This is a genomic window from Neobacillus niacini (assembly GCF_030817595.1).
Taxonomy (GTDB): Bacteria; Bacillota; Bacilli; order Bacillales; family Cytobacillaceae; genus Neobacillus; species Neobacillus niacini_G.
The window spans coordinates 4,255,393-4,280,214 of the sequence record NZ_JAUSZN010000001.1; the positions used below are offsets into that span (position 1 = coordinate 4,255,393).

At 38.9% G+C, this 24,822-nt stretch carries 23 protein-coding genes and 1 tRNA gene; 1 reads left to right on the forward strand and 23 read right to left on the reverse strand.

The features are described from left to right. Positions 1 to 8: 8 nt before the first annotated feature. The 14 genes from QFZ31_RS20190 to spoIIE form a co-directional block, all read right to left on the reverse strand. A complete protein-coding gene (locus tag QFZ31_RS20190) occupies positions 9 to 215 on the reverse strand; it encodes a helix-turn-helix domain-containing protein (RefSeq protein WP_307306222.1) in 207 nt (68 codons plus the stop codon). Beyond that, entirely contained in the window at positions 167 to 694 is a 528-nt protein-coding gene (gene folK, locus QFZ31_RS20195) for a 2-amino-4-hydroxy-6-hydroxymethyldihydropteridine diphosphokinase (protein ID WP_307306224.1), read from the reverse strand. The genes QFZ31_RS20190 and folK overlap by 49 nt, the downstream gene beginning before the upstream one ends. Positions 695 to 696: 2 nt before the next feature. Then, positions 697 to 1,056, reverse strand: coding sequence for a dihydroneopterin aldolase (gene folB / locus QFZ31_RS20200; protein ID WP_307306227.1), 360 nt, complete (start codon positions 1,054 to 1,056; stop codon positions 697 to 699). Continuing rightward, positions 1,049 to 1,822, reverse strand: coding sequence for a dihydropteroate synthase (folP, locus tag QFZ31_RS20205; protein ID WP_307311678.1), 774 nt, complete (start codon positions 1,820 to 1,822; stop codon positions 1,049 to 1,051). The genes folB and folP overlap by 8 nt, the downstream gene beginning before the upstream one ends. 180 nt (positions 1,823 to 2,002) lie before the next feature. Further along, complete coding sequence (gene cysK, locus QFZ31_RS20210; protein ID WP_179603547.1) at positions 2,003 to 2,929, reverse strand: cysteine synthase A; 927 nt, start codon at positions 2,927 to 2,929, stop codon at positions 2,003 to 2,005. 164 nt (positions 2,930 to 3,093) lie between these two features. After that, the gene (locus tag QFZ31_RS20215) at positions 3,094 to 3,990 is read right to left on the reverse strand and encodes a peptidyl-prolyl cis-trans isomerase (protein ID WP_307306231.1); all 897 of its coding nucleotides are present in this window, start codon (positions 3,988 to 3,990) and stop codon (positions 3,094 to 3,096) included. Between the two features lie 21 nt (positions 3,991 to 4,011). Beyond that, entirely contained in the window at positions 4,012 to 4,890 is an 879-nt protein-coding gene (hslO, locus tag QFZ31_RS20220) for an Hsp33 family molecular chaperone HslO (RefSeq protein WP_307306234.1), read from the reverse strand. Between the two features lie 142 nt (positions 4,891 to 5,032). Continuing rightward, on the reverse strand, positions 5,033 to 5,815 hold the full coding sequence (locus tag QFZ31_RS20225; protein ID WP_307306237.1) for a type III pantothenate kinase: 783 nt from the start codon (positions 5,813 to 5,815) through the stop codon (positions 5,033 to 5,035). Between the two features lie 113 nt (positions 5,816 to 5,928). After that, a complete protein-coding gene (ftsH, locus tag QFZ31_RS20230; RefSeq protein ID WP_306077328.1) occupies positions 5,929 to 7,875 on the reverse strand; it encodes an ATP-dependent zinc metalloprotease FtsH in 1,947 nt (648 codons plus the stop codon). A 133-nt stretch (positions 7,876 to 8,008) separates the two neighbouring features. Continuing rightward, positions 8,009 to 8,554 (reverse strand): hypoxanthine phosphoribosyltransferase, encoded by a 546-nt coding sequence (hpt, locus tag QFZ31_RS20235; RefSeq protein WP_307306240.1) that lies wholly within the window; start codon positions 8,552 to 8,554, stop codon positions 8,009 to 8,011. A 25-nt stretch (positions 8,555 to 8,579) separates the two neighbouring features. Beyond that, a complete protein-coding gene (gene tilS / locus QFZ31_RS20240) occupies positions 8,580 to 9,968 on the reverse strand; it encodes a tRNA lysidine(34) synthetase TilS (protein ID WP_307306242.1) in 1,389 nt (462 codons plus the stop codon). 149 nt (positions 9,969 to 10,117) lie between these two features. Next, positions 10,118 to 11,134 carry a protein kinase domain-containing protein gene (locus QFZ31_RS20245; protein ID WP_307311680.1) on the reverse strand — a complete coding sequence of 339 codons (1,017 nt, stop codon included), beginning with the start codon at positions 11,132 to 11,134 and terminating at the stop codon, positions 10,118 to 10,120. Next, positions 11,103 to 11,900, reverse strand: a complete 798-nt coding sequence (locus QFZ31_RS20250; protein WP_307311682.1) for a vWA domain-containing protein — start codon at positions 11,898 to 11,900, stop codon at positions 11,103 to 11,105. Before QFZ31_RS20250 ends, QFZ31_RS20245 begins: the two co-directional genes overlap by 32 nt. A 35-nt stretch (positions 11,901 to 11,935) precedes the next feature. Beyond that, positions 11,936 to 14,416: a stage II sporulation protein E gene (spoIIE, locus tag QFZ31_RS20255; RefSeq protein WP_307306244.1), complete on the reverse strand. Its 2,481-nt coding sequence runs from the start codon at positions 14,414 to 14,416 to the stop codon at positions 11,936 to 11,938. A gap of 226 nt (positions 14,417 to 14,642) precedes the next feature. On the opposite strand from spoIIE, the gene QFZ31_RS20260 reads away from it, so the two are divergent. Then, a tRNA-Met gene (locus QFZ31_RS20260) sits at positions 14,643 to 14,716 on the forward strand. Between the two features lie 239 nt (positions 14,717 to 14,955). Here QFZ31_RS20260 and QFZ31_RS20265 read toward each other — a convergent pair. The 9 genes from QFZ31_RS20265 to mfd all read right to left on the reverse strand — a co-directional run bounded on the left by QFZ31_RS20265 (position 14,956) and on the right by mfd (position 24,771). Continuing rightward, positions 14,956 to 15,399, reverse strand: a complete 444-nt coding sequence (locus QFZ31_RS20265; protein ID WP_307306249.1) for a S1 domain-containing RNA-binding protein — start codon at positions 15,397 to 15,399, stop codon at positions 14,956 to 14,958. Between the two features lie 87 nt (positions 15,400 to 15,486). After that, positions 15,487 to 15,879, reverse strand: a complete 393-nt coding sequence (locus QFZ31_RS20270; protein WP_307306252.1) for an FtsB family cell division protein — start codon at positions 15,877 to 15,879, stop codon at positions 15,487 to 15,489. Positions 15,880 to 15,892: 13 nt separating this feature from the next. Further along, on the reverse strand, positions 15,893 to 16,525 hold the full coding sequence (gene yabQ / locus QFZ31_RS20275; RefSeq protein WP_307306255.1) for a spore cortex biosynthesis protein YabQ: 633 nt from the start codon (positions 16,523 to 16,525) through the stop codon (positions 15,893 to 15,895). After that, positions 16,522 to 16,824 carry a sporulation protein YabP gene (gene yabP, locus QFZ31_RS20280; RefSeq protein WP_095250671.1) on the reverse strand — a complete coding sequence of 101 codons (303 nt, stop codon included), beginning with the start codon at positions 16,822 to 16,824 and terminating at the stop codon, positions 16,522 to 16,524. Before yabP ends, yabQ begins: the two co-directional genes overlap by 4 nt. Positions 16,825 to 16,914: 90 nt before the next feature. Continuing rightward, positions 16,915 to 17,184, reverse strand: coding sequence for an RNA-binding S4 domain-containing protein (locus QFZ31_RS20285; RefSeq protein WP_090767940.1), 270 nt, complete (start codon positions 17,182 to 17,184; stop codon positions 16,915 to 16,917). A gap of 17 nt (positions 17,185 to 17,201) precedes the next feature. Next, a complete protein-coding gene (gene mazG, locus QFZ31_RS20290) occupies positions 17,202 to 18,662 on the reverse strand; it encodes a nucleoside triphosphate pyrophosphohydrolase (RefSeq protein WP_307306260.1) in 1,461 nt (486 codons plus the stop codon). Between the two features lie 6 nt (positions 18,663 to 18,668). Beyond that, a complete protein-coding gene (locus tag QFZ31_RS20295; protein ID WP_307306263.1) occupies positions 18,669 to 20,291 on the reverse strand; it encodes a polysaccharide biosynthesis protein in 1,623 nt (540 codons plus the stop codon). Positions 20,292 to 20,508: 217 nt separating this feature from the next. Beyond that, the gene (gene spoVT, locus QFZ31_RS20300; RefSeq protein ID WP_179603560.1) at positions 20,509 to 21,045 is read right to left on the reverse strand and encodes a stage V sporulation protein T; all 537 of its coding nucleotides are present in this window, start codon (positions 21,043 to 21,045) and stop codon (positions 20,509 to 20,511) included. 192 nt (positions 21,046 to 21,237) lie between these two features. Then, positions 21,238 to 24,771, reverse strand: coding sequence for a transcription-repair coupling factor (gene mfd / locus QFZ31_RS20305; RefSeq protein WP_307306268.1), 3,534 nt, complete (start codon positions 24,769 to 24,771; stop codon positions 21,238 to 21,240). Positions 24,772 to 24,822: the final 51 nt, after the last annotated feature.

The following is a 24,822-nucleotide window of genomic DNA, read 5'->3' on the forward strand; positions in this document are numbered from 1 at the left end:
ATACCTCCCTATTCATTAGGTGATAGTTCTTCTATGGTTATATTTAAGGTTTGACCAATTTTCTTTAGCAACTCACCTGTAGGCATACGGTTACCTCTTTCAATCTCACCTATAATTGATACTGATACACCAAGCTCTTTCGAAAAGCTCTCCTGTGTAAAGCCCTTTAGTTTCCGATAGGCTCGAATACGTCTTCCCCATTTTTCCGCTTCCATATTCGGACTCCTTCTTTGTTAGCTAATTCTTTGATCCATGCTTTAAGTGGTTTTTCTATATTTGGTATGATTATGTCAGGTCTTATTTCTGACAATGGAATCATGACAAAATTCCGCTCTAGCATCCGTGGATGCGGTATAATAAGTTTCTCTGATTGTATATTTTCTTGGTTATAGAGAAGAATGTCAAGGTCAATTGTTCTTGGTCCCCACACAATTTCCCTTTTTCTTCCAAGTTCAAGCTCAACTTCCAAGCAAAAACCTAATAATTCTAACGCGCTCCATTCAGTCTGGATTTCAACCACCATATTTAAAAATAAATCTTGTTCCTCGTAGCCGACAGGATCTGTTTCATAGATAGAGGAGGTATTTACCAGCTGAATTTTGGGATGTTTTGCTAAGTATTCAATCGCCTTCGCTAAATAATCATACCTGTTTCCGATATTAGATCCTAGGGCAATAAATGCTGTATTTTCCATATTTATCTTCCCCTCGTAATTTCTACTGCGACGGATTGATAGTGCCCAGGAATTGGCGGATCTGGTTTGATTACCTTTATTGTTACTTCAGAAACAAGAGTAAATTGCCCCAAAACAGTCTCTGCAATTTTTTCAGCAACAGCTTCAACAAGCTTATAAGGTTTTCCTTCCACAACTTCTTTACATACCTGAAATAATTCACCATAGTTTACCGAATACTCCAGTTCATCCGTTTGACCAGCTTTTTTTAAATCGACAAGCACCATTAAATCTACGACAAAACGTTGTCCAAGTTTCGTTTCCTCAGGAAAAACACCATGATACCCATAGAATTCCATTTGATTAACGAATATCTTATCCATGGCTGACACCCTTCCCCATTAGAATATCCATCATTTTTGCCATTCTGCTCATTTCTTTAACATCGTGTATACGAATAATTTGGCAACCCTTTTGGACACCATAACATACCGTGGCACCTGTCCCTTCCATTCTTTCCTCTACCGGAAGATTTAAGGCTTGTCCAATCATTGATTTTTTCGAGGTTCCTAAAAGGACAGGGTAGCCGAGTGCAGTCAATGTATCTAAGTTCTGCATCATCAAAATGTTCTCATTCAAGTCTTTAGCAAAACCAATACCTGGGTCCAGAATAATCTGCTCGTCTCGAACACCCGCTTGCTTTACAATGTTAATACTCTCGTAAAGATCATTTAACACGTCCCTTATAAAAAAGGAGTAGTTTCGATCATGTCGATTATGCATTAGGATAATAGGAACATTATATTCTGCCGCAACAGCTGCCATTTTGTCATCTGCCTTAGCTCCCCAAATATCATTTATAATATGAGCACCAGCTTCTATCGCACGTTGTGCAACCTTTGCTTTATATGTATCAATAGATATAGGAACACTTACATGCTTGGATATAGCTTCTATAACTGGAACAACACGCTCAATTTCTTCGTCTGCAGAAATTACTGTATATCCCGGACGGGTGGACTCACCACCAATATCAATGATATCAGCTCCATTTTCAACCATTTCTTGGGCATGCTTAATGGCATGTTCCATATTATTGTATTTTCCCCCATCTGAGAAAGAATCTGGGGTAGCATTTAAAATACCCATAATATAGGTTTTCTTGCTAAAATCTAACTGATATGGTCCGCATTTAATACTGTAGTTCCCAGTTGTATGCACTCTAAATACCTCCCGCTTATTTTTCACTCCTTCTATCATACAAGAAGAATGTTTTTCAAAGCAAAAAAAAAAGAGGCTTAGCACTATGCAAACCTCTCCTAGTATTAATTAGCCTTCATATTGGTATAGAGGTGTACTTAAATAACGTTCTCCATTATCAGGAATAATTGCAAGTACCTTTTTACCTTTTCCAAGTTTCTTCGCAACTTCTAATGCGGCATGGATAGCTGCACCTGAGGAAATTCCACCTAGGATTCCTTCTTCTTTTGCTGCACGGCGTGAAGCTGCAAATGCCTCTTCCGCTTGAACCTGAATTACTTCATCATATACTTCTGTATTTAAAACTGCCGGAACAAATCCTGCTCCAATTCCTTGGATCTTGTGTGGACCTGGGTTACCGCCAGATAATACTGGAGAATCAGTAGGCTCTACCGCAAAAATTTTAACATTTGGGAACTTCTCACGAAGAACTTCACCAGCACCTGTGATTGTTCCACCAGTACCGATACCAGAAACAAACGCATCAAGTTGATCCATTTGTTCTACAATTTCCTTGCCAGTCGTTCTACGGTGTACTTCAGGATTTGCTTCATTTTCAAATTGCTGTGGCACGAAGTAGCCATTCTCAGCAGCTAGGGCATTCGCTTTCGCAATTGCACCTTTCATTCCTTCAGGTCCTGGAGTAAGTACCAGTTCCGCTCCGTATGCACGGAGTAAGTTTCTTCTTTCCAAGCTCATCGTTTCAGGCATAACAAAAATGGCCTTGTATCCTTTTGCTGCTGCAACCATCGCTAAACCGATACCTGTATTTCCACTTGTAGGCTCAATAATCGTATCGACACCAGGCTTAATTAAGCCTTTCTCTTCCGCTGCTTCAATCATTGCCAAAGCAATACGGTCTTTTACACTACTGCCTGGATTAAAGTATTCTAACTTCAAATAAACCTCTGCGCTGTTTTCATCTACTAATCTGTTTAATTTTACAATAGGAGTTTGACCAACTAATTCTGCAACTGAATTTGCTACACGTACCATTAGAGCACCTCTTTCTTAATTCCGAGTAATTTTATTGGTATTATAATAAATTTATCAGCTTTCTACTAGTTTTGTCAACCATTTTGTAGTACAAAATTCCCAAATATATCAATTTTTTATTCTGAACCTGTAATAAAAACACAGAAAATAATTCTGTGCTTCTCTTAGTTTGCTGACGTTTTCCCGTAAAACCATTCTACCTTCGCTTCTTCCCAAAAGGTTGTCGCAGACGCTGACGTTTTCATTTGTTCAAGTGCAATTTCTCGGCGAATTTGTTGTTTAACATCATCATAGTTATACTTTTTACCTTTCAATTTTTCTTCAAGCTTAACAATAGCAAAACCCTGTTCCACTTGGATAGGATCACTCCATGCCACTTCTTTTAACTTCTTTGCCGCTTGTAAATATTCAGAAGGATAGCGTTCTTCCCCTTCAATGAGAAAACCTATATCTCCGCCCACATTTGCAGAAAATTCTTCAATGGAACGTTCCATCGCCAATGCCGAGAAACTGGAACCTTGTTCTAGTTCCTTGATGGCATTTTCTGCTTCATCGCTTGATTTCACAATAATATGTGACACATGGTAAGCGTCAGGAATGGAAAAGAGTTCTTTATTTTTCTCGAAATAGGCTTGCATCTCTTTTTTGGAGACTTTTACATCTCTTGTAAGAATTTCTTCTTGCAAGAGACTGTTTCGAATATGCTCTTTCCATTTCTTCTCGGATGTTTTTTTATTCTCACTTGGTGAGCTATATGTAGTTTGAAGGATTCTATATTCGCGTTCCACATCTTTTTCGGAAACCTTAATGTGATATTTATCTGCCATTTCCTTTATGACTTTTTGGTCAATCATATCCTTAAGAACATCTTTCCCGTATCTTGCCTCTAATTCATTTAGCCATTGTTGCCTTGTAATGTCACTTTTCCCCACTGATGCGACGACTTCTTCACTGAAAGCAGTCCCGCTTACCTCTTTCACTTTTGCTAGGAAAAAGATAAGCGTTAGACAGTTCAACAGAATAAGCCCTGCAATCACAATCCATAGCTGCTTTCGCCTCACCTACTCCTCCCCCCGAACTGCTTATTTTGCCTGACTCTTTAATTCCTCTAGCTCTTCCCTAGTGAATAGATACTTTTCATTACAAAAATGGCAGTGTGCTTCAGCCTGTCCGTCTTCTGTAATCATATCGTCTATTTCGCCTTGCCCCAAACCAACAATCGCATCTGCAAAACGATTCTTTGAGCAGACACACTTAAATTGAACTGGCATTGTCTCTAAGACATTTACCTGATCCTTCCCAAAGAGCTCCTGCAAGATTTCTTCTGGCATAAGGCCTTGCTTTACTAAAGTTGAAATAGGTGAAATTGTTTTTAAACGTTCCTCTACCGTAGTGATCGTCTCATCCTTAATTCCAGGCATCAGTTGAAAAATAAATCCTCCTGCGGCAAGAATGGTATCATCAGGATTTACCAAGACACCTACTCCAACTGAGGAAGGCACCTGTTCTGAAGTAGCAAAGTAATAAGTGAAGTCCTCACCTAATTCACCAGACACAATTGGTACTAGACCCGAAAAGAAGTCACGAAGACCGGTATCTTTAACCACAGACAGAGTACCCTCAGTGCCAACTGCGCGGCGTACATCTAACTTCCCATGCTCATTCGCCTCAAAGTCAACTTGGGGATTTGATACATACCCACGAACATCGCCCTTGGCATTGCTATCTACTAGGATGACGCCAATTGGGCCGCCCCCATCAATTTTAATTGTTAATTTGTCCTCACCCTTCAACATTGCCCCCATCATTACACCAGCTGTCAGGGAACGCCCTAAAGCTGCAGAAGCAGTGCGCCATGTTTGATGGCGACGCTGTGCCTCCGAAACCACCTCGGTAGTACGTACTGCATACGCTCTAATTTGACCATCATAGGCCAAAGCTTTTACTAAGTAATCACTCATTATGTAACTCCTTTCTAGTTGCTACTTCTTATTGTCTAGCTTCGGGCACCATCGGCTCGGGGTCATAAGCCAATCCGTCAAGAAGGTAAAAACCAACCTTCTAGCCGGCTCGTCTTATGCCTGTCGCCGATGAACCGGCGCCCTACGCATTTCTTATATTCTCCATATTTCTCTTATAGATTAGCTGTAAACCCTTTAAAGTTAAAAATGGATCAACAATATCAATAATCTTTGATTCTTGGGCAATTAGAGAGGATAATCCGCCCGTCGCAATGACTGTAGGCTTTTGGTCACTCTGGTCAATCATCCTTTTAACGATCCCCTCAACTTGACCTACATACCCGTAGACAATTCCTGCCTGCATGGCCGCAACTGTATTTTTACCAATTACACCCTCAGGACGAGCAATCTCAATTCTAGGAAGCTTTGCCGCCTTGGAATACAGCGCTTCTGTTGAAATACCAATCCCAGGTGCAATCGCACCACCCATATATTGACGCTGTTCATTGACATAGCAATAAGTGGTCGCAGTACCAAAATCGACAATAATCAAAGGACTGCCATATTCATGTATGGCTGCAACTGCATTAACAATCCGATCAGCGCCTACTTCTCTAGGGTTTTCATACTTAATATTTAGCCCCGTTTTTATCCCTGGTCCAACTACCAATGGAGTAAGGTTAAAGTATTTTTTACACATTCTTTCTAAAGCAAACATGATCGGTGGAACAACAGATGAAATAATAATTCCATCAATTTGCGAAAATGAGAGGCCTGAAGCATCAAAAAGGGATTTAATTATCATTCCGAACTCATCCTCTGTTCGGTTTCTGTTCGTTTCTACACGCCAGTGATATTTAAGTTCTTCCCCTTTATAAACACCTAAAACAGTATTGGTATTCCCTACATCGAATACAAAGATCAAAAGAATCACTCACTTTTCTGAATTAACTTGTGTCATACTGCAAACATCATATCATAATTACTTTTTATCGTGAAAAAAAAGAGTGCTTTTTTGTAAGCACTCTCTTTAAAAAATTACTTGTCTTCTGATTCAGAATTCTGGCTGGAAGGATCTTCATCCTTCTTTTTATTAATAGTTACTTTGACATCATCTGACTTTTTAGGATCAGCTTGAAAGCCTTCTAACTCTGAAGCAGATTCAGGCATACGCCCATTTTTAATTAAGTATTCAATTTGTTCTGCGTTCAATGTTTCAACTTCAAGAAGCGTCTTCGCAATCAAATCCAGTTTATCTCGATTCTCAGTAAGAATGGTTTTAGCTCTTTCATAACATTCTTTAAGAATGCGTTGAATCTCAAGGTCAATTTCAAAGGCAATGGCATCAGAATAGTTTTGCTCATTATGAATGTCACGTCCTAAGAATACCTGACCGCCTGAAGCTTGACCGAACTGTCCAACTCCCAGCTTGTCACTCATACCAAATTCAGTAACCATTTTACGAGCAATTCCAGTTGCACGTTGGAAGTCGTTGTGAGCTCCAGTACTTACCTCACCAAAGACAATCTCTTCTGCAACACGTCCGCCCAATAAACCAACAATTTTATCAAGTAATTCTGGTTTCGTCATAAAGTAGCGGTCTTCCCTTGGAAGCATCACGGCATAACCACCTGCTTGACCACGAGGGACAATTGTAACCTTATGAACCATGTCGGCTTCATTTAGGATTAATCCTATTACTGTATGCCCGCTTTCATGGAAAGCAACAATATTGCGTTCTTTCTTTGAGATAACACGAGTCTTTTTAGCAGGACCAGCAATTACCCTGTCTGTTGCTTCATCAATATCTTCCATGTCGACCTTTTTCTTATTCTGACGTGCTGCCACTAAGGCCGCCTCATTTAATAAGTTTTCTAAGTCAGCACCTGAAAAACCAGGTGTTCTCATAGCGATATTTTTTAAGTTTACAGATTCATCTAACGGTTTGTTCTTTGCATGTACTTTTAAGACTGCTTCACGACCATTTACATCAGGACGGTCAACAGTGATTTGACGGTCAAAACGTCCAGGACGTAATAATGCAGGGTCAAGGATATCTGGACGGTTTGTTGCGGCAATAATAATAATTCCTTCATTAGCGCCAAATCCATCCATTTCAACTAATAATTGATTCAAGGTTTGCTCTCGTTCATCGTGACCGCCGCCTAAACCAGCACCACGTTGACGACCTACTGCGTCAATTTCGTCGATAAAAATGATACATGGAGCATTTTTCTTAGCATTTTCAAACAAATCACGTACACGGGATGCACCGACCCCAACAAACATTTCGACGAAATCAGAACCACTAATTGAGAAGAAAGGAACGCCAGCTTCTCCGGCTACTGCACGTGCTAATAATGTTTTACCTGTTCCTGGAGGCCCTACAAGCAGGACTCCTTTTGGAATACGCGCACCAAGTTCAGCAAACTTCCTCGGATCTTTTAGGAATTCTACCACTTCGACTAATTCTTGTTTCTCTTCATCTGCACCTGCAACATCCTTAAATCGTGCTTTCTTCTTGTCGTCATTATAAAGCTTTGCTTTACTCTTACCGAAGTTCATTACACGGCTGCCGCCGCCTTGAGCTTGGTTTAATAAGAAGAAGAATAAGATAAAGATAATCACAAATGGAATTATGGAAGTAAAGAATGTCACCCAGCCGCTTGTTTCCTTAGCAGGCATTACTTCTACCTTTGAACCTGCTGCATCAATTCGCTCTAGAATTTTCTCACTATTCGGGACGTACGTTAAAAAGTTCTTACCGTCTTTTACCCCTTTTTCAAACTGCCCCCGAACTTCAAAGACACCACGTTCAGGCTGCATAGAAAATGAATCCACTTCATTTTTTTCTAAGCTGTCAACAAACTCATTGTAGGAAATGTTATCCGTAGGTTCGTTACTGCCATTAAAGAAACTTACCACGCCAATAATGACTAAAAATATCAATAAATAAAAGATGGTATTACGGAAAATCCGATTCATCTCTTACCTCCTCCCGCGATAAAAACTTTTTTAGATAGTATCATAGAAAATCATTCCAATTCTTAAATTACTGTTTTTAACTGGGTTACATATGTTGACAAATAATTCTTGCAATAGCCTTATTAGTTTACACTTAAAGATTATCGCTATATACTTCCGGTTTTAAAACACCAATATATGGAAGGTTACGGTATTTTTCGATATAATCTAATCCGTACCCAACCACAAATTCATCTGGGACAATAAAACCAACATAATCTGCTTTTATTGCGCTCTTCCTTCCTGTTGGTTTGTCAAGTAAAGTGACAATCTTAATGGATTTTGCTTTTCGGTAACGGAACAAATCAACAAGATAGCTTAGAGTTAAGCCACTATCAATTATATCCTCAATGATTAAGATGTCTCTTCCTTCAACTGAAGTATCTAAATCCTTTAGGATTTTCACTTCTCCTGAAGAAACCATCGCAGTACCATAACTTGAGACATCCATAAAATCCATTTCCAAATAGCAATCCACACGTTTAAGTAAATCAGCCATAAATGGCATTGCACCTTTTAAAACACCAATTGCGAGAGGGAAGCGATCTTGATACTCCTCTGATAATTGAGCCCCTAACTCCTTGATTTTCTCCTGAATCTGTTCTTCAGAAAATAAGACCTCTTTAATATCCTGTTTCATAATAATTGTGCCTCCTAGAAGATCATTACTTATGATATGTGAGTAGTATATGCTGACTTGTTGAGTGATTAATGCCTTCAAAAGCTGATTTCTTAATTCCAGGAAGCCAAAGAATACAACCATCTTTGTCAGTAATTACAGGCCAAGAATCGCGATCCTGGATAGGAATTTTACTATCAATAAATATATCTTTTAGCTTTTTTGAGCCTGACATTCCTTTTAGGTTCATGCGATCACCTATTTTTCTGGTTCGAATCTGAATGGGCAGTTTAATCTTGTCAGCAGGAAATAATGCATAAAATCCATTTGTTTCAACGTTTTCCTTATCATCAATGACATCCATTTTTATACTAGCCCCGTTAGGTAATTCAATCTCGCCGGGGTCCATCATTTCGAGAAAATAGGTGTGAGATTCACTAACTTCAAATTGAAAAGAAAGTAGTGAATACGACCGAATAACCTTTAAACCGTTAGGGAAATCAAGTGTTCCAGATGGATGATGATGTCGAATTAAAGATAGAACATGATCAATATGTAAAGCGGAAAGTGACACTGGTATTACTTTGTATAGATAGCTTAATATTAGTTGAATACCTCTTCTTTGTAAAGAAATTGGCATTTCTAAAAAAGGAATTATGTCAATGGTAATTTCATTCTTTTCTCTCTTTTTCATTACTTTATTCATTCTTAGGACAGTTAATTCCTGAAGAAGTATTTCATCATTCTGCAATTCTTCACTATACCGTTGAAAATGTTCATGAACATGTTGATTTTCCGCTTTTAAAAAGGGAAGAACTTCGTTTCGAAAACGATTCCTGCTATAAATACTTTTTTTATTACTAGGGTCAATTCTAGGCACCAAATTTTGTTTCTGACAATATTCCGTAAGCTCTGTCTTCGTTAAAGATAAAAAGGGACGAAAAATGTATCCATTACCGAATGGTCTCATAAACGGAATACCTGCTCTCGCAGCACCGGAACTGCCTCTTGTCAGACGCATCAATATGGTCTCAACCTGGTCATCTCCATGGTGACCTAGCGCTAGATAGTTGTAACCATATTTATTCATTGTTTTTTCAAAAAACTCATATCTGGCATGTCTCGATGCCACTTGCGAGTTTTTCTTTGTTTTCTTAATAATCTCTGGAACATTTATTCGTGCCATTTCAAATGGAATGCCCTTTTGTTCACAATAGTCTTTCACGAATAAAGCATCTTCCAGTGACTCTTGACCACGAAACATATGATCAACGTGTGCTACAACAATGGATAGATTTTTCTTTTCCTGCTGCGCCCACAAATAGTGAAGCAATGCTAGTGAATCCGGACCGCCCGATACACCTACCACCATTTTTTTATTTTCAATTTCGAATGAGTGGCGATTAAGCAGTGCTGCTACCTTTGCTTCTAACATTCTGCATTCTTCCTTAATAAAGTTTCTATTTATTTGAATATACCTAGCTTACCACTTTTAAGACAAAAGTATCAAAAACAAAGACCTATTTGATTAGGTCTTTTTTTACTTCCCTTTTATACGTTATGAATGACCATTAGTTTCAAAAATCAAAGAAGTTTTTGAAAAATATACAAAAAGTATAAAAGTGCAATAGACATCGCAATGATGAATGTTTCCGCCAAGCGGCCTTTTTTCTTTTTCTTCCTATAGTTTTGCCGGGTTTTTGGCGGACTTCCTGTATAATTTATCTTTTGTGATTGATTAGTTCCTTTGGGATTTGCTGCGGTTGGTGGTGATTTAGGGACTGATCCGGGATTTTGTCTGCCCAGGGCCAACGACATAAGTTCAGTTCTCATTTGAACTGCGTTTGCGTAATGTCCTTGGAGTGCTTTTACGATGACCTTTTCGAAAGGGTGTAAATCTTTTTGTTTTCTAATTGCTTCTCTAAGCTGCAGAATACCACCTGTTGTTTTGTTAAAGCGTTTTGGATAGGCAGTGTTAATCATAATCATAGCAACAGCAAATAAATCATAGGCAGGGTCCGCCTTTCTCGTTCCTAACCCCCAATATCCACGATCATAGAACTCGGTGAATTCTTTAATTGCTCTCCCTTTAATCGTCGTACCGCCAACATCAATGCATCTAATCTTTGGGGATGGACCAGTAACGATTAAGTTTTCTGGCTTTAAATCGCCAAATACCCATCCGTTTTCATGCAGGGTATTCAAGTCATTTAATAATTGAAGAAAGAGGACTGTGGTCCACGACTTCCCCTTATTTTGTATAAAAGAGAGCAAGTCTGCCCCTTGAATATACTCCATCGTATAAAAAGAAATCTGCCCTGTTTTAGTATTCCAATCATCAACATCAAGTAAAGAAGGTCCGAGGGTTGACCCTTGGACCTTTGCAAACGACCTTAATACATTAACCTCTGAGGTAATGGACATTCCGTTATCGCTCATCTTTAGGGCTACTTGCGAATTTTTAAACTTTGCAAGGTAGACAATGCCGTTTGCGCCATATCCTAGTTCCTTTAAAACGGTATATTTATTCGAATGCCATTTCCCTGTTATCACAGTGCCCGGAGCTACTTTACATCGACTCTTCAAGGAATGATTCATCATCACCAGTCATAAGACTCCTTAATGAACGTTTTGAATGAAATGAAGATAAAGCGGTACGGATTGCAGGTCCAGTTGGAGTTATTCCCCCTGTTGTAAGCTGAGAGAAGATACTTGTCAAAGATTGTAACTTTGGCGTCCAATCTAGGATTTTTTCGACATCATTCTTTTTCCCGGGAAATACAAACACGGCAAATTGATTGTCACCTGTACGTGCATTTAAGCTTAGGGAAAGGTCAAGCAGGGCTTCTTTAACGGTTGGAAGCTTATGTTTCATACTTGCACTTGTATCGACAAGAATCAACACCTCTAATTCGACAGTTTCTCCAAGTTCATCGACCACTTCCATTACTTCCCCTCTCTTTTCAGGAGGAAGATCTTCGATTGTCTGTGAACGGCCAAGAATTTGCTGAAGCTCCCGGTTTACTACACCTTGGATTGTCTGTGTCATTGCTTTCCTTGTAACCATTTGAACAGTTTGGGAGAGCGCTTGAGCATAGACAATTTGACTGACTCCGCCTCCGGACATTGCTATTCCTTCTATTTCTATCATTCCCTTTTCATCAATCACATCTTGCTCCATTACACCGATAACATTAACAGATATCCCTTGTTCTTTCGCAAGAGCGGCCATTGCAATAGGATCTTCCCCTTGATTTGAACAGCCGTCCGTTATCAATAAAATCTGACGAATTTTCCCTGTATACATATGCGTTCTCCCTCCACTTTTCGAGTTACTCTCATTTTCGACACGGCAGAGGGGATTTATACATATTTAAAGGATAAACTGGACAAAATAATTGATTACGCGCGTTTCTTCATCCTTGTAACAGGAATACTAGCCCATTTAGGTGTATTGTGCTTTATCTTCGCCACGGCAATGGTCATATCATCACCAATCAAGTTATCCCTTGAACGAATCACTTCTTCCAAAATTAAATCAGATATTTCCTGAGGATCATCTGTTTGTAATTCTTGTATTTTCCGCTTCATCCACAAGTCATAATTTTCTACATGCTTTGGCCCTTCAAAGATACCGTCACTCATCATTATGAGTAAATCCCCGGCTTTTAACTGCTCACTCACCACATCCACTTCAAATTCTTCTAAAATTCCTATAGGCAAATTACTAGCTTGGATTTTGATTACTTTATTTCCCCTTTTTATAAAACTAGGAGTTGAACCTATCTTTAGGAATTTTGCTGAAGCGTTTTGAAGATCAATCATTGCTAAGTCTAATGTCGCAAAGATTTCATCTGTCGTTCGAAGCGATAGAATAGAGTTGACTGACTTTATTGCAACCTTTTCGTCAATACCCGATTGCAGTATTTTTTGTAAAAGCTGCAGTGTCTCTTTGCTCTCATAATGAGCTCTTTCTCCGTTCCCCATTCCATCACTGATGGCAATCGCAAATTTCCCTAACCCCAGTTCCATGGTTGAATAGCTGTCTCCTGAAACAAACCCGCCATCCATAGCTGCATGGGCCATTCCCGTTTCAACTGTATAGGCCTTTGACGATTGAAACACTACATGACAGAAACCGTTAGGGTATGCAGCACATTCTTCAGAGGTAACAATAATTTGTTCCCCAAGGATGTCAGATAACATTGGTGCAATTAACTTTTCACACTCCCCATGGCCATTACAAAATGGAACGGACATTTCAATATCCACATTTCCTGACTCAAGACTATAGATCTCAACATGCTCCACCTGAACACCAAATGCTTGAATGGACTCCAGGATTTGTTCCTCCTGCTTATGATGATTCTCTCGTTCACGCTGGATTTCTTTGGCGAAGTTATCCATCACCTCGGAAACACCAAGAAGTTGATCTGCTACTAGTCTCCTGCTTTCCTGAACCTGTTTCTTTAACTTTTGGTTGGCTTGGTAAAAGGTCAGCTCCTGCCCGACCGCCTCATATACTCTTTTTGAACGAGTACAATGTTTATCCCATTCACGAGATAATTTTGGCGAAACTGCGCCATCATTTTGATCCATCTCGTGAATAATTTCTTCTAAATATCCATAGGTTGTATTAAAATTCTTTGCCCAACACTGCTCCTTTTTAAAGCAAGTATTACATGTTTTTTCTGTTACATGACTCATAAAATAATCCATTTCCCGTTCATCTTCTTTATCAATAGGCTTTGTTTCCATCTGCGAAAAACTATTTGAAAGCGCATGGAAGACACTAGAAAATTGGGCAACCCTTTGTGCTGTTACATCACGCATTTTTCTCATGTATTTTTGTTGTTCCGATGTATATTCCGGTGTACCAGGAATATATTTGGCCAATTTAGAGGTAAATAGTTGCGGTGTTAAGAGGAAAAGTACAATGGCTGCTGCGGATTCCAATAGTGTAGTAGTTAAAGAGCCGGAACCGCCCTCCTGACCATACATTCCAATTAAAAGTGTTGCAATAAACAAACCAATTGCTACCCCAATTTTCTTTCCTTCTTTTAATAAACCGCCTAGTACACCTGAAAAAGCAAGCAGGCTCATATGATAAAAGCTTGAAACACTTGCAAGACTAAAAATTAAACCCGTTACGACACCGACTGTCGAACCAACTGTGGCACCCGCAATAAACGAAAATACTAAAACAAGATAGCGGGACAAAATATGCTCAAGTGATAAATCGTAAATTTTCCAGCCGATTGTTCCGGTCATGATTGAAGCAAGCATTATGATTAAGCAAACAATTTCCTCGGTTTTTAACAATTGTCTGCGCTTGTTCAAGATTAATAAGGGGATGCTCTGTAAGAAGATAAGCGTTAGTATAAACGATAAACTAGCCTGAACACCCACCATCATCGTGTCATAAAGTGTCAGCTGCCTAGAAATAATAAAGGCCTCGGCCAATTTTCCCACCCCTAGAATAATTGCAACCAAAAGCGGAATCATTCTCATTTCATTTTTAATCCATCTCTCACTAATCCGATATATAACTAGAAAAAGAATGGAAACCAAAAAGGTAAATGCTGCATTCTTCAAGGAGACAGTTGCTGCGCCCGCAACCAATCCTACTAAGACAAGCGGAGATCGATCTCTTTTTATTAAAAAGACGGCTGCGAAAAAAGGCAGACTAAAGGGAGCAAGCGTGGATAATATCAAAGCTCTTCCTAATAAGAAACCTACAATAAGTAATAGGTAACCCTTTATAAGAAAGAAGGATTCAACTTTTAATTGGATTTTTTTCAAAACGCTGTCCCAAGACCATTTAGAGGATCGAAAGTTAACCTCTCCGACCGGTTCTAGTAAACTCCGTTCTAGCTTTTCCATAAGTCACACTCCTCTATTAATTCTTGTTAAAGACTATTATAAAATTAATAGATTTAAAATTTTGTCAAATTAGTGAACGTATGCAAAGTTTCGTTCGACGGTTTCCACTATATTTATTCAAATAATGTTGACAAATCGAAAGGATGTCGGAATACGGAATAACTAAAAAAATTATTTGACACTATTAGCTTTCACCTGTATTATATTCATTGTGTCTTGAATACTTGGCGGTGTAGCTCAGCTGGCTAGAGCGTACGGTTCATACCCGTAAGGTCGGGGGTTCGATCCCCTCCGCCGCTATAACGAAAAGCGGAAGCGCCTTGCCCAGGGGCGACAGGCATTAGACGAGCCGGCAGAAAGGTTGCTCTTTAACCTTTTTGACGGATTGGCTTAGACCTGAGAGCCCCTAGGCGCTGCAGCTAGACAATATTAAAAAGCGTCGATTATTTCGACGCTTTTTATTTTTTGGTAAACAAAAAAGACAAGTCGCTAGACCTGTCTTGAATAGGCAATATATGATTTTTTAAATAAGCAACAAGTTAACCCCTTCTAGCTCCTCTTCCGCCACGCTTAGATTCCGTATGACGTTTTAAAGAAGTTAAACGATCCTCACTATCTTTTAAAAACTTCGCCATTTTTGACTCGAACGTTTCTACTTTTGGAACATTCCGATCATTTTGTCTGCCCTGACGAGGACGCTGCGAATGTGAGTTCGAGTGTGAATGGGATCTTTGCGGGGCCTGTGGTCTATCTTTTGCCTTTTTTATGGATAGCCCAATTTTCCCATCTTTCTCGACATTGATGACTTTAACCTCTACTTGGTCACCAACCTTAAGATGATCATTGATATCTTTCACATAATTGTCAGCAACCTCACTGATGTGTACGAGTCCAGTTGAGCCATCAGGCAGCTCCACAAAAGCTCCGAAATTTGTAATCCCTGTTACCTTTCCTTGTAACTTGCTGCCTACTTCGATTGACATAAAAAGAATTTTCCTCCTTAAGAAATAAAAAAATGATACCTACTTTATATTATACAAAATGGGAAAAATAAGTGTCAATAAGACTAGTTATTGGTTGTTTTTACCTTTATTTTCTTCTGGAATATTAAAGATAATTTCACCAGTTTCCGAGAAAAAATATTCTTTTCTAGCAAGCTTAGCAAGGTAATCATCATCGTTTAATTTTACAATATCTTCTTTTAGCATTTGTTGTTGTTTTTTTAATTGTGTCAGCTCTTGTTCCAACTGCCTCTTTTGTGCCACTTTTTTATCTAAAGTTGAGGATTGGGAAATAAAGCTAGTAATCATTAAATATGACATGACAGCAGCAAATACTAAAAACAAGGAAAGTCTTCTATATAATAATTTCCTTTTCCTAGCTGAAGCAATTTCTGCTACTTCTTGCTGGTGGACATACGTTGATTGGATTTTGGCTATATTCTTTTCTTTTACTGAACTCAATTCCCATCCCTCCTTACTCTTTTGGTCTTTTCCACTTTTTAATCCACTTACTTAAATAGTTCTTGATTTCCATAAAAATTCCTGCCGTTCTATTATATAACTTCTCGACGGATTTTTTAATACTTTTCGGCAAAAGTTTCCAAAGTATTAGTGTAATCTTGACGAGTGGCACCCATAGTACCTTAAGAATAAACAATAAAATCTTTAAAATAAATTTGACAAGGGAAAGAGTCCCCCTGCCAAGTAGAATAATAATAGAAATTAGCAACTGAATGATGCCTACGACAGGTTTATAGATAAGGAGCTGGAAAGCCCTTCTAAAAAATTGATAAAGGGCTATTACGCTTCTTATCATAGCTTCAAGTAATCTTAAATAAATACCTTTAAATAAACTTTGATAGGCTGCAAAGCCACAAAGAAGTGCCACGAAAATATAGAAACGTAACTCCCCATTGTTAACAAGGTAAAGAATGTAAAAGATAATTAGAGCTTGAATGACCCAAAACAACAAGTCATTAATAAAAACAATCCATGACTTTCGGTTAGGACGGTCTAAGAAACGCTGATAGGTATCAAACATAACCCCAAACAGCGAACCCATTCCGATCATTGAAAGCATGGTAAGGAATTGAGTGGAAAGTGTCATCGGAACAACTTACTAAAGAACCCTTTAGCTTTCTCCCCATGCTGTTCATCTAAGTAAACTAAATCAAATATCTTTCCCTTAATGGAGACAATCCCCTTTTCTACATCGAGGTTTTTCATTTGCAAGTTTTGCCCTTTAATCGCTAAAAAGCCCATAGATGTTTCTAATAAGAACTCCTCATTATCAAAGCTTTCTACTTGTTTAACACCTGTTATATCGAGAAGTTTTCTTCCCCTCATGATGACATCATGCTCCGGAACAGTGCTTTTGACAGGATTTGTTTCATAATATTGGCTCATCATTCATCCCTCACAATCATTTGTACAACCATTTATTACATTTTTATGTAAGGGATAAATGAATTAGAACAAGCCTTTTAAGGGCATCGATTAGAACTGTGATTCTCCAATTCTTTCGTCTTTAATAATCGTATACATTTCAGCCGCTGCTTCTTTGCGCGTTGTATCTTGAATTTGATCAATTCTTGCAGTAACTAGTCTTTGTCCAAGACGGATTGTGAGTTCGTCACCGACTTTTACTGTTGAACTTGCCTTGGCTTCTTTCCCATTTATGAGAATTCTGCCTTGATCGGATACCTCTTTTGCCAGGGTCCTTCTTTTTATTAGTCTTGATACCTTTAAATATTTATCTAATCTCATTTCATAATCCCCCGTTTCTAAAGTCCTTTTGATTTTGCTTCATCCCAGAATTGATCAAGTTCCTCGAGTGAATGCTCCTCAACAGACTTTCCGCTTTTCTTTACACGTTCTTCTATAAATTGAAATCTGCGAATAAACTTTTCATTAGTTCCAAATAACGCCTCTTCAGGATTGATATCTAAAAACCTTGCGATATTCACAATAGCAAACAGGATGTCGCCAAATTCTTTTTTAGCTTCAACAAAACTTGCTTGCTTTATCTCATTCTCGAATTCCTCCAGCTCTTCTTTCACTTTCTCCAAAGCTGGTGTTATTTCCTGCCAATCAAAGCCAACTTTTGCCGCTTTCTTCTGAATCTCAAAGGCTCTTAGTAAGTTCGGCATCGATTTTGAAATGCCCTCAAGCAAAGAGAATTCCCTTTCGCCCTTTTCCTGCTTCTTAATTTCCTGCCAGTTACGAAGAACTTCTTTAGAATTCTCTGCTTTCTTATCTCCAAAAACATGTGGGTGCCTGCGAATCATCTTTTCTGATAGTACCTCAATGACATCCTCAATCGCAAAATAGCCTTCATCCTCGCCGATTTGGGCGTGAAGCATAACCTGCAGCAAGACATCACCGAGCTCCTCTATTAAATGATCAATATCACCACTATCAATCGCTTCGATTACTTCATAGGTTTCTTCAATCAAGTACTTTTTTAATGACTCGTGTGTTTGTTCTTTATCCCATGGACAGCCATTTGGTCCTCTTAATACAGCAATAATCTCACGCAGCTTAGAGAAGTTTTTCAGCATGATTTGTTCATCCTGTACAGGAGGTACATAAACAGATGTGAGATTATCAAGGGTTACTTTACGGTCTAACTTATACAAAGGAACCCGCTCAATACGTTCATCCCTGCTTCCCGCGGCAGTAACAATGACAACTTCATAATCATCAGGAAGTCTTTCCATAAGAGTTAGCTTAATATTTGAAGCGACAAACTGGTCATATACTTGACTTATAAAAATATGCTGATCAATTTGCAGCTGACTAGATTTGAGAAGGGTTCCATCTAAAAGCTGGAAACCATCTACAGGGTCAATTTTTAATGATTGAAAAATGGCGTCAATAAAGCTTTGACCTCCGCCAATGATGATATCTATATCCTCTTTTGGACCATATTCTAGAAGCAATTGAACGGTTCTTTCGGCAACAAGAGGATGACCTGGAACCGCATAAATCACTTGCTCCGCTTTTGCCTTTTCCAGCAGGTTCTGGACAATCTCTTGATATACCTCTTCAAACTGGTCATGCTTTTCATACACGGAATCAAATGATGTAAAGCCTAGTCCTTCTTGAACTAGTTCTGCAATAACGGGATGTTCCTTTGTCCTTAAGTAAACATGATCTGCCTTCATTATCTTCTTATAAACGCCAAAGGGGAGCTGTTCGAGATCTCCCGCTCCTAATCCGAGAACTTCAATTGTTTTGCCCATACTTTTCTAACTCCTATTCTTCTTAGGTAATAAAAGGCTTAATTTACTGCCGAAAGGAAATAATGATAATTCTTTTTCCAAAAAGACGCCACCTCTAATGATAATAAACAAGAAAAGGAATCCTCCGGAAACGGCACCTCCGAGCGCCTGAATGGCTGCCATTATCCTCTCGGTCCCAACCGGTATCGTAATCATATCTGTTAAGGCTAGATAGCCTTTTAGAAGGAGTACCATCATGAAGGCTGCTGTCAAAAGGGTTCGTAGAAAGTGAAACGATAGCAGCGGAATGTTCTGCATTTTTATAAATTTTAAGTAAAGAATGCCGCAAGCAAAAACTAACGTAATAAGGGTTGCATAAGCGGCACCCATGGTCCCAAATGTCGGGACGAAAAAATTATTTAACATGTATTTTAATGGAAAGATTGCCAGTACGATGACTGCAGGAAAAAGTAATGAACCTAGCCCCTGCATTATAGCAATGATTGTTGTAATGATTGAGCTAAGGAGAATAACAAAACTAAGGATTCCTAATACCGAAGATCCTGAGTTATTTTCAAATAGCATAATATTAGCTGGCTCAATTATTGCCCATAGGCCTAAAGATGCCCCAACACCAATGACGATAGCTATTCGAATAGCCAGCTGAATTTTATCACGCAAGAAAGACATGTCCTTTTTAATTCTTGCACTCGTTATTAAGGGTACAAGTGATAAGGACATGGATACAGCAACAATCGTCCCTAATTGAATTATTGGCTGCCCACGGTCAAATATTCCCTTTATCCCCTTGGCCATTTCTATCCCATATCCATTCTCTGTAAGTAAAGAGTACAGGTTCAAAGCATCAGCCATTTGTATAAAAATCATTAGCATTCCACTAATACAGATTGTTAGACCTTGATAGACAAGCGTCTTTAAAATAATGCCAGCCTCTCGATAATAGCTCGCCAGCATTCCTTTTCGAGGAGCAATTATTCCCCATTCTTTACGAATCCAAAGGAACGTAAACAAGATAACTGCTGATACCATACTACCGGTAATCGATCCAAACATGGCACCTCCGCCAATCAAATACAGCGAATATCCCAGCTTTGTCAGCACGTAGGCAGAAAAAAGAATGGTGAATGCCCTTATTAATTGTTCCCCCACCTGAGAAAGAGCCGTTGGCACCATATCCCCCTTCCCCTGATAATACCCTCTCAAAATAGCAACAATCGGAAATAATAAAAAGACAATTGAGACAACCCTAAGTAAAATCGCTAACTTCTCATCATTCATCCATATCGCTATATGATTGGCGCCAAAATAAAGAATAAAAAAACAAATAAGTCCAAATAACTGTAAAAGGATATAGGAGACAAATAAAAGCCGCCTTATTTTCTCATGGTCACCCTTGTCCTTTTGTTCCGCATATAACTTTGAAATAACAACTGGAAATCCTGTGGTCGATAGGACTATGGCTAGACCATAAAACGGGTATACCTGCTGATATATATAAAAGCCAACATCACCAACAATATTTTGAAACGGAACCCGATATACAGCACTTAGGATTTTCGTTACCAATGCTGCAATGGCTAAAATAAAAGCCCCCCTAAAAAGAGCCTTTGACTGGTTTACATGCTTCATTTCTTATCTCCTAACTAACCTAACTCGTGTGTATTATAGCATATTATAAAGCGGCAAGCGCCCTCGGGCCCCTTCTAGACGGCGGCTTATTCCCCTAAACTCAGGTCTTATGATTTATCTGCACTTTGCACCTCTTATACTCTTGTGGAGCTGAATTTCAAGACAAATAAAAAAGACAGCGAAGGCTGCCTCTTTTATTTTGAGAATAATATTAGTTCTAGGACTCCATTTGTCTTGCTAAAAATCCAGCAGCAGTTTCAACAGCCTTTTTCTCTACTTCGCCAAGAGTTCCCTCTTTTGAATAGATAATAACTGCACCAATTGGATCGCCGTTTGCAATGATTGGTCCAATTGTATAAGATGAAATGGTTTCATCATTACCATCGGCTAACGCAATATCACCTTGCTGCGTTACAAGGACCGAATTACGGTCTTCCATTGTTTTTTCAACTAAATCGCTTATATTTTTATTTAGATAATCTTTTTTAGAACTGCCTGCTAAAGCAATATAACTGTCCCTATCACAAATTAATACCGGGTTTCCGAGGCTGTCAAAAAGGGCTTCTGCATATTCTTTGGCAAAATCGCTTAACTCGCTGATTGGTGAATATTTCTTCAAAATAACTTCTCCATCTCGATCTACAAAGATCTCTAACGGATCCCCCTCACGGATACGCAGCGTTCTGCGTATTTCTTTGGGAATGACAACACGACCCAAATCATCGATTCGACGAACTATTCCAGTTGCTTTCATCCAATGTTGCCTCACTTTCATCTGATGATTTTACTAACTTGGTTTTGATAATCCTTCCTGTAGATGGAATCATAACCAACTTTGAACTTAGTATCTTTCATCTGGAAAGTTCTATACACATTCGTAATATTTTTTCACAAACGGGAAAATTATCCTATTTGAGGAAGATATTACCCCTGTCGATTTACACAGTTATACAGGATTTTCTTGACCCTTTTTTGCAGCTTGAAGCCCTTTAATCATCTCAAACGCTATATTTAGCCAGTGTGCCGTTTCTGTACCCTTAATCTGAAGGGTCATTTTTAACTTCTGACCTTCCATTCCAAGCCCAATCATTCGTGGATATTTATTGCTGATCGCAAAGACCTTTTGTCCATCAATTGTGCTGCTCGCTCGTTCATTAACTAACATGGTTACTTCCTGTTTTGCTTGCTTAATGCTATCAACACCTGCTAGAAGCGCGTAAACCTTCATTTCTGCCACCTGGAATAGATAATCAACTTCTTCAGGATATTCACCAAAACGATCGATCATTTCTGCCTGAAGTTCTTCAATATCTTCCAGTGTTTGTAAGGCTCTAAAACGCTTATACATTTCAATTTTTTGATGGCCATCTTTAATGTAGGTATCAGGGATATAGGCATCTATTTCTAAATCAATTTCTACAGTGGCCTTTTGCTCAGCTTTCAAGTCCCCTCTTCTTTCCTCAATCGCTTCTTTCAGCATTTGAGAATACAGATCAAATCCAACTGAATCGATGAATCCATGCTGTTGTGCCCCTAGTAAATTACCTGCGCCTCTAATGGATAAGTCGCGCATCGCAATTTTAAATCCGGAGCCAAGCTCAGTAAATTCCTTAATGGCCTGTAAGCGTTTTTCGGCTACCTCAGTCAATACCTTATCCTTTCGGTGCGTGAAATAAGCATATGCGACACGATTAGATCTTCCCACACGACCGCGAAGCTGATAAAGCTGTGATAGCCCCATTCGATCGGCATCATAGACAATCAACGTGTTCACATTAGGAATATCTACCCCGGTTTCAATGATGGTCGTGCTGACTAGTACATCAAACTCGCCAGACAAAAAGCTAAGCATAACAGATTCCAATTCATTTTCTGACATCTGTCCATGGGCGAATGTTACCCTGGCATCTGGAACAAGCATCGATATTTCTTCGGCTTTTCGTTCAATATCTTCCACTCTGTTATATAGAAAATATACTTGTCCGTCACGTGCCAGTTCCCTCTCGATCGCCTCTCTAACAAGCGATCCATTGTACTCCATTACATAGGTTTGAACTGGGAAACGGTTCTCAGGAGGTGTTTCAATAACCGATAAATCCCGAACACCGAGCATGGACATATGAAGCGTTCTCGGAATCGGTGTTGCTGTTAGTGTTAAAACATCAATATTTGTTTTTAGCCTTTTTATCTTTTCTTTGTGGGTTACCCCAAATCTTTGCTCTTCATCAATGATTAATAAACCTAAATCACGATAAATAATATCTTTTGAAAGGATACGATGTGTTCCAATTACTACATCGACTGTACCTGCTTTTAATCCTTTTATCGTTTCCGTTTGTTGCTTTTTAGAACGAAAGCGGCTTAACAGACCAATATTGATTGGATAGTCTTGAAATCTTTCTCTCATCGTCTCAAAATGCTGCTGGGCCAAAATCGTTGTTGGTACAAGCAGTGCCACTTGTTTACCATCTGCAATGGCTTTAAATGCAGCTCGAATCGCGACTTCTGTTTTCCCATAACCAACATCACCACAAAGCAAACGGTCCATTGGTCTAGGTCGTTCCATATCCTTTTTAATCTCATGGATGGACCGAAGTTGGTCTTCTGTTTCCTGGTACGCAAAAGCCGTTTCAAACTCTCTTTGCATATCCCCATCCGGAGAAAAGGCATAACCAACCGCTGCTTCGCGTTCTGCATAAAGCTTGATTAAATCGTCTGCAATGTCTTGAACGGAAGATTGAACTTTCTTCTTAACCTTTTTCCAATCACTGCCGCCAAGCTTGTATATTTTGGGCTCTTTTCCTTCTGAAGCAACATACTTCTGAACAAGGTCAATTTGTTCCACTGGAACATAAAGCTTATCTGTCCCATGATAGCGAATATGGAGATAATCCTTATGAACACCATTTATAACAAGGGTTTCAATTCCTAAGTATTTTCCGATCCCGTGATTAACATGGACGACATAATCCCCAACTTTAAGTTCAGAATAACTCTTGATCCTTTCGGCATTTGAAAGTTTTTGTCTGTTAGTAGACTTTTTGACACGTTTCGTAAAAAGCTCTTCCTCTGTAATGACAGCAAGCTTTTGAATCGACAACTCAAACCCAGTTTGCAGGTTTCCCTTCATAATTTGAACTTTTCCAGGTAAGAGCTGCTGACCGCTCTTTGCGATAGAGGCTTCTATCTCATAATCCTCTAAAACTCGTTCTAATTTTTTTACTCTTTCATCGTCTGGTCCTAAAAAGAGGATCGAATAATTTCCTTTTTTCCATCTGTCGACTTCTGCCTTCAATAAGTGCATTTGTCCATGGAAATTTTGCATTTGTTTACAAGAAACATTGATAATATTTTGCGGACTCGTATTCGCAACATGGCGAAGAAACAAACTCATATAAAGAATCGGAAAGTCACTCTTATGAAGCAGCCCGGATAAATCATGGGAAATAGCCAAATCATGAATAATTTGACCTTCACTAAGCAGTGCCGTATACCATTCTGCCTCTTCTTTTATTAATGACTCATTCATTTCTTGGACCCGGCTTATTTCATCAATAAATACCATTCCGTTAGAAGGAAGATAGTCTAGTAAACTAGTACCGCCATCGTATGCTAGTGAAAGATATTTAAAAACGTGATCTGGTTTGTGGCTATTTTTTAATTGTTCCAGCTCATAACTAATATTTTGCGAGAGCTGAATCTTTGCTTTATCGTCCTTTAATTTTCGCAGACTCTTAGCTAAACCATCTTCAAGGTTACCGATTAACCGGCTAAAGTTCTCTGCCTCAAAAAGAACCTCCGTAGCAGGACCAATTAAAACTTTTTCAGTTTTCTCGATGGAACGCTGGTCTTCTAAGGAAAAATAACGGATTGAATCAATCTCTGTATCAAATAGCTCAATCCTGATAGGATTGCTGACTGTAAGCGGATAAATATCAATAATCCCGCCCCTTATACTAAACTCTCCGGGGGTTGAGACCATATCCACCCGAACATAGCCCATTTTAACAAAGGTGGTTAGTACCTCTGTTACATCAAGGTCATCACCTGTTTTATAAGTCAACTGGTACTTCTTCCAGATGTTTTTTGGAGGAATGACTTTTCTTAGTCCAGCAATAGGAACAATCATAATACCTTTGTTTTTCTTACTGAAGTGATTTAAGGCTTCAATCCTTTGTGCCTTTAACTCTGGACTCGCTATACTCATCTCAGCTGCTATTAGTTCATTTGCTGGAAAAAGAAAAACTTCATCCTCACTTAATAGATTTACAATATCATCATAGAGTTTTTGTGCTTGCAAGAGATTATGGGTAATAAATAGAATTGGTCTGTTCATCTGCTCGTAAATAGCAGCAGTCAGGACTGTTCTTGATGAGCCCGATAATCCAGCAATCAGCTGTTCTTTCAAGCCTTCTTGGACTCCAGATATGATAGAGTGAATATCTTCTTGGTCTAGAAATAGTGATTTTAAACCTTTCAAAAGCCCGTTCCTCCTCTCTCCTGAATCTTCTTCGTATTTTTAATTTGACAT

Excerpts from the sequence above, each read along its gene's own strand:
- QFZ31_RS20190 (WP_307306222.1), bottom strand. The coding sequence starts at position 215 with ATGGAAGCGGAAAAATGGGGAAGACGTATTCGAGCCTATCGGAAACTA.
- folK (WP_307306224.1), bottom strand. The coding sequence starts at position 694 with ATGGAAAATACAGCATTTATTGCCCTAGGATCTAATATCGGAAACAGG.
- folB (WP_307306227.1), bottom strand. The coding sequence starts at position 1,056 with ATGGATAAGATATTCGTTAATCAAATGGAATTCTATGGGTATCATGGT.
- folP (WP_307311678.1), bottom strand. The coding sequence starts at position 1,822 with ATGGGTATTTTAAATGCTACCCCAGATTCTTTCTCAGATGGGGGAAAA.
- cysK (WP_179603547.1), bottom strand. The coding sequence starts at position 2,929 with ATGGTACGTGTAGCAAATTCAGTTGCAGAATTAGTTGGTCAAACTCCT.
- hslO (WP_307306234.1), bottom strand. The coding sequence starts at position 4,890 with ATGAGTGATTACTTAGTAAAAGCTTTGGCCTATGATGGTCAAATTAGA.
- ftsH (WP_306077328.1), bottom strand. The coding sequence starts at position 7,875 with ATGAATCGGATTTTCCGTAATACCATCTTTTATTTATTGATATTTTTA.
- hpt (WP_307306240.1), bottom strand. The coding sequence starts at position 8,554 with ATGAAACAGGATATTAAAGAGGTCTTATTTTCTGAAGAACAGATTCAG.
- tilS (WP_307306242.1), bottom strand. The coding sequence starts at position 9,968 with ATGTTAGAAGCAAAGGTAGCAGCACTGCTTAATCGCCACTCATTCGAA.
- QFZ31_RS20245 (WP_307311680.1), bottom strand. The coding sequence starts at position 11,134 with ATGATGAATCATTCCTTGAAGAGTCGATGTAAAGTAGCTCCGGGCACT.
- spoIIE (WP_307306244.1), bottom strand. The coding sequence starts at position 14,416 with ATGGAAAAGCTAGAACGGAGTTTACTAGAACCGGTCGGAGAGGTTAAC.
- QFZ31_RS20265 (WP_307306249.1), bottom strand. The coding sequence starts at position 15,399 with ATGTCAATCGAAGTAGGCAGCAAGTTACAAGGAAAGGTAACAGGGATT.
- yabQ (WP_307306255.1), bottom strand. The coding sequence starts at position 16,525 with ATGACACTTTCCACTCAATTCCTTACCATGCTTTCAATGATCGGAATG.
- yabP (WP_095250671.1), bottom strand. The coding sequence starts at position 16,824 with ATGAGCCAATATTATGAAACAAATCCTGTCAAAAGCACTGTTCCGGAG.
- QFZ31_RS20285 (WP_090767940.1), bottom strand. The coding sequence starts at position 17,184 with ATGAGATTAGATAAATATTTAAAGGTATCAAGACTAATAAAAAGAAGG.
- mazG (WP_307306260.1), bottom strand. The coding sequence starts at position 18,662 with ATGGGCAAAACAATTGAAGTTCTCGGATTAGGAGCGGGAGATCTCGAA.
- QFZ31_RS20295 (WP_307306263.1), bottom strand. The coding sequence starts at position 20,291 with ATGAAGCATGTAAACCAGTCAAAGGCTCTTTTTAGGGGGGCTTTTATT.
- spoVT (WP_179603560.1), bottom strand. The coding sequence starts at position 21,045 with ATGAAAGCAACTGGAATAGTTCGTCGAATCGATGATTTGGGTCGTGTT.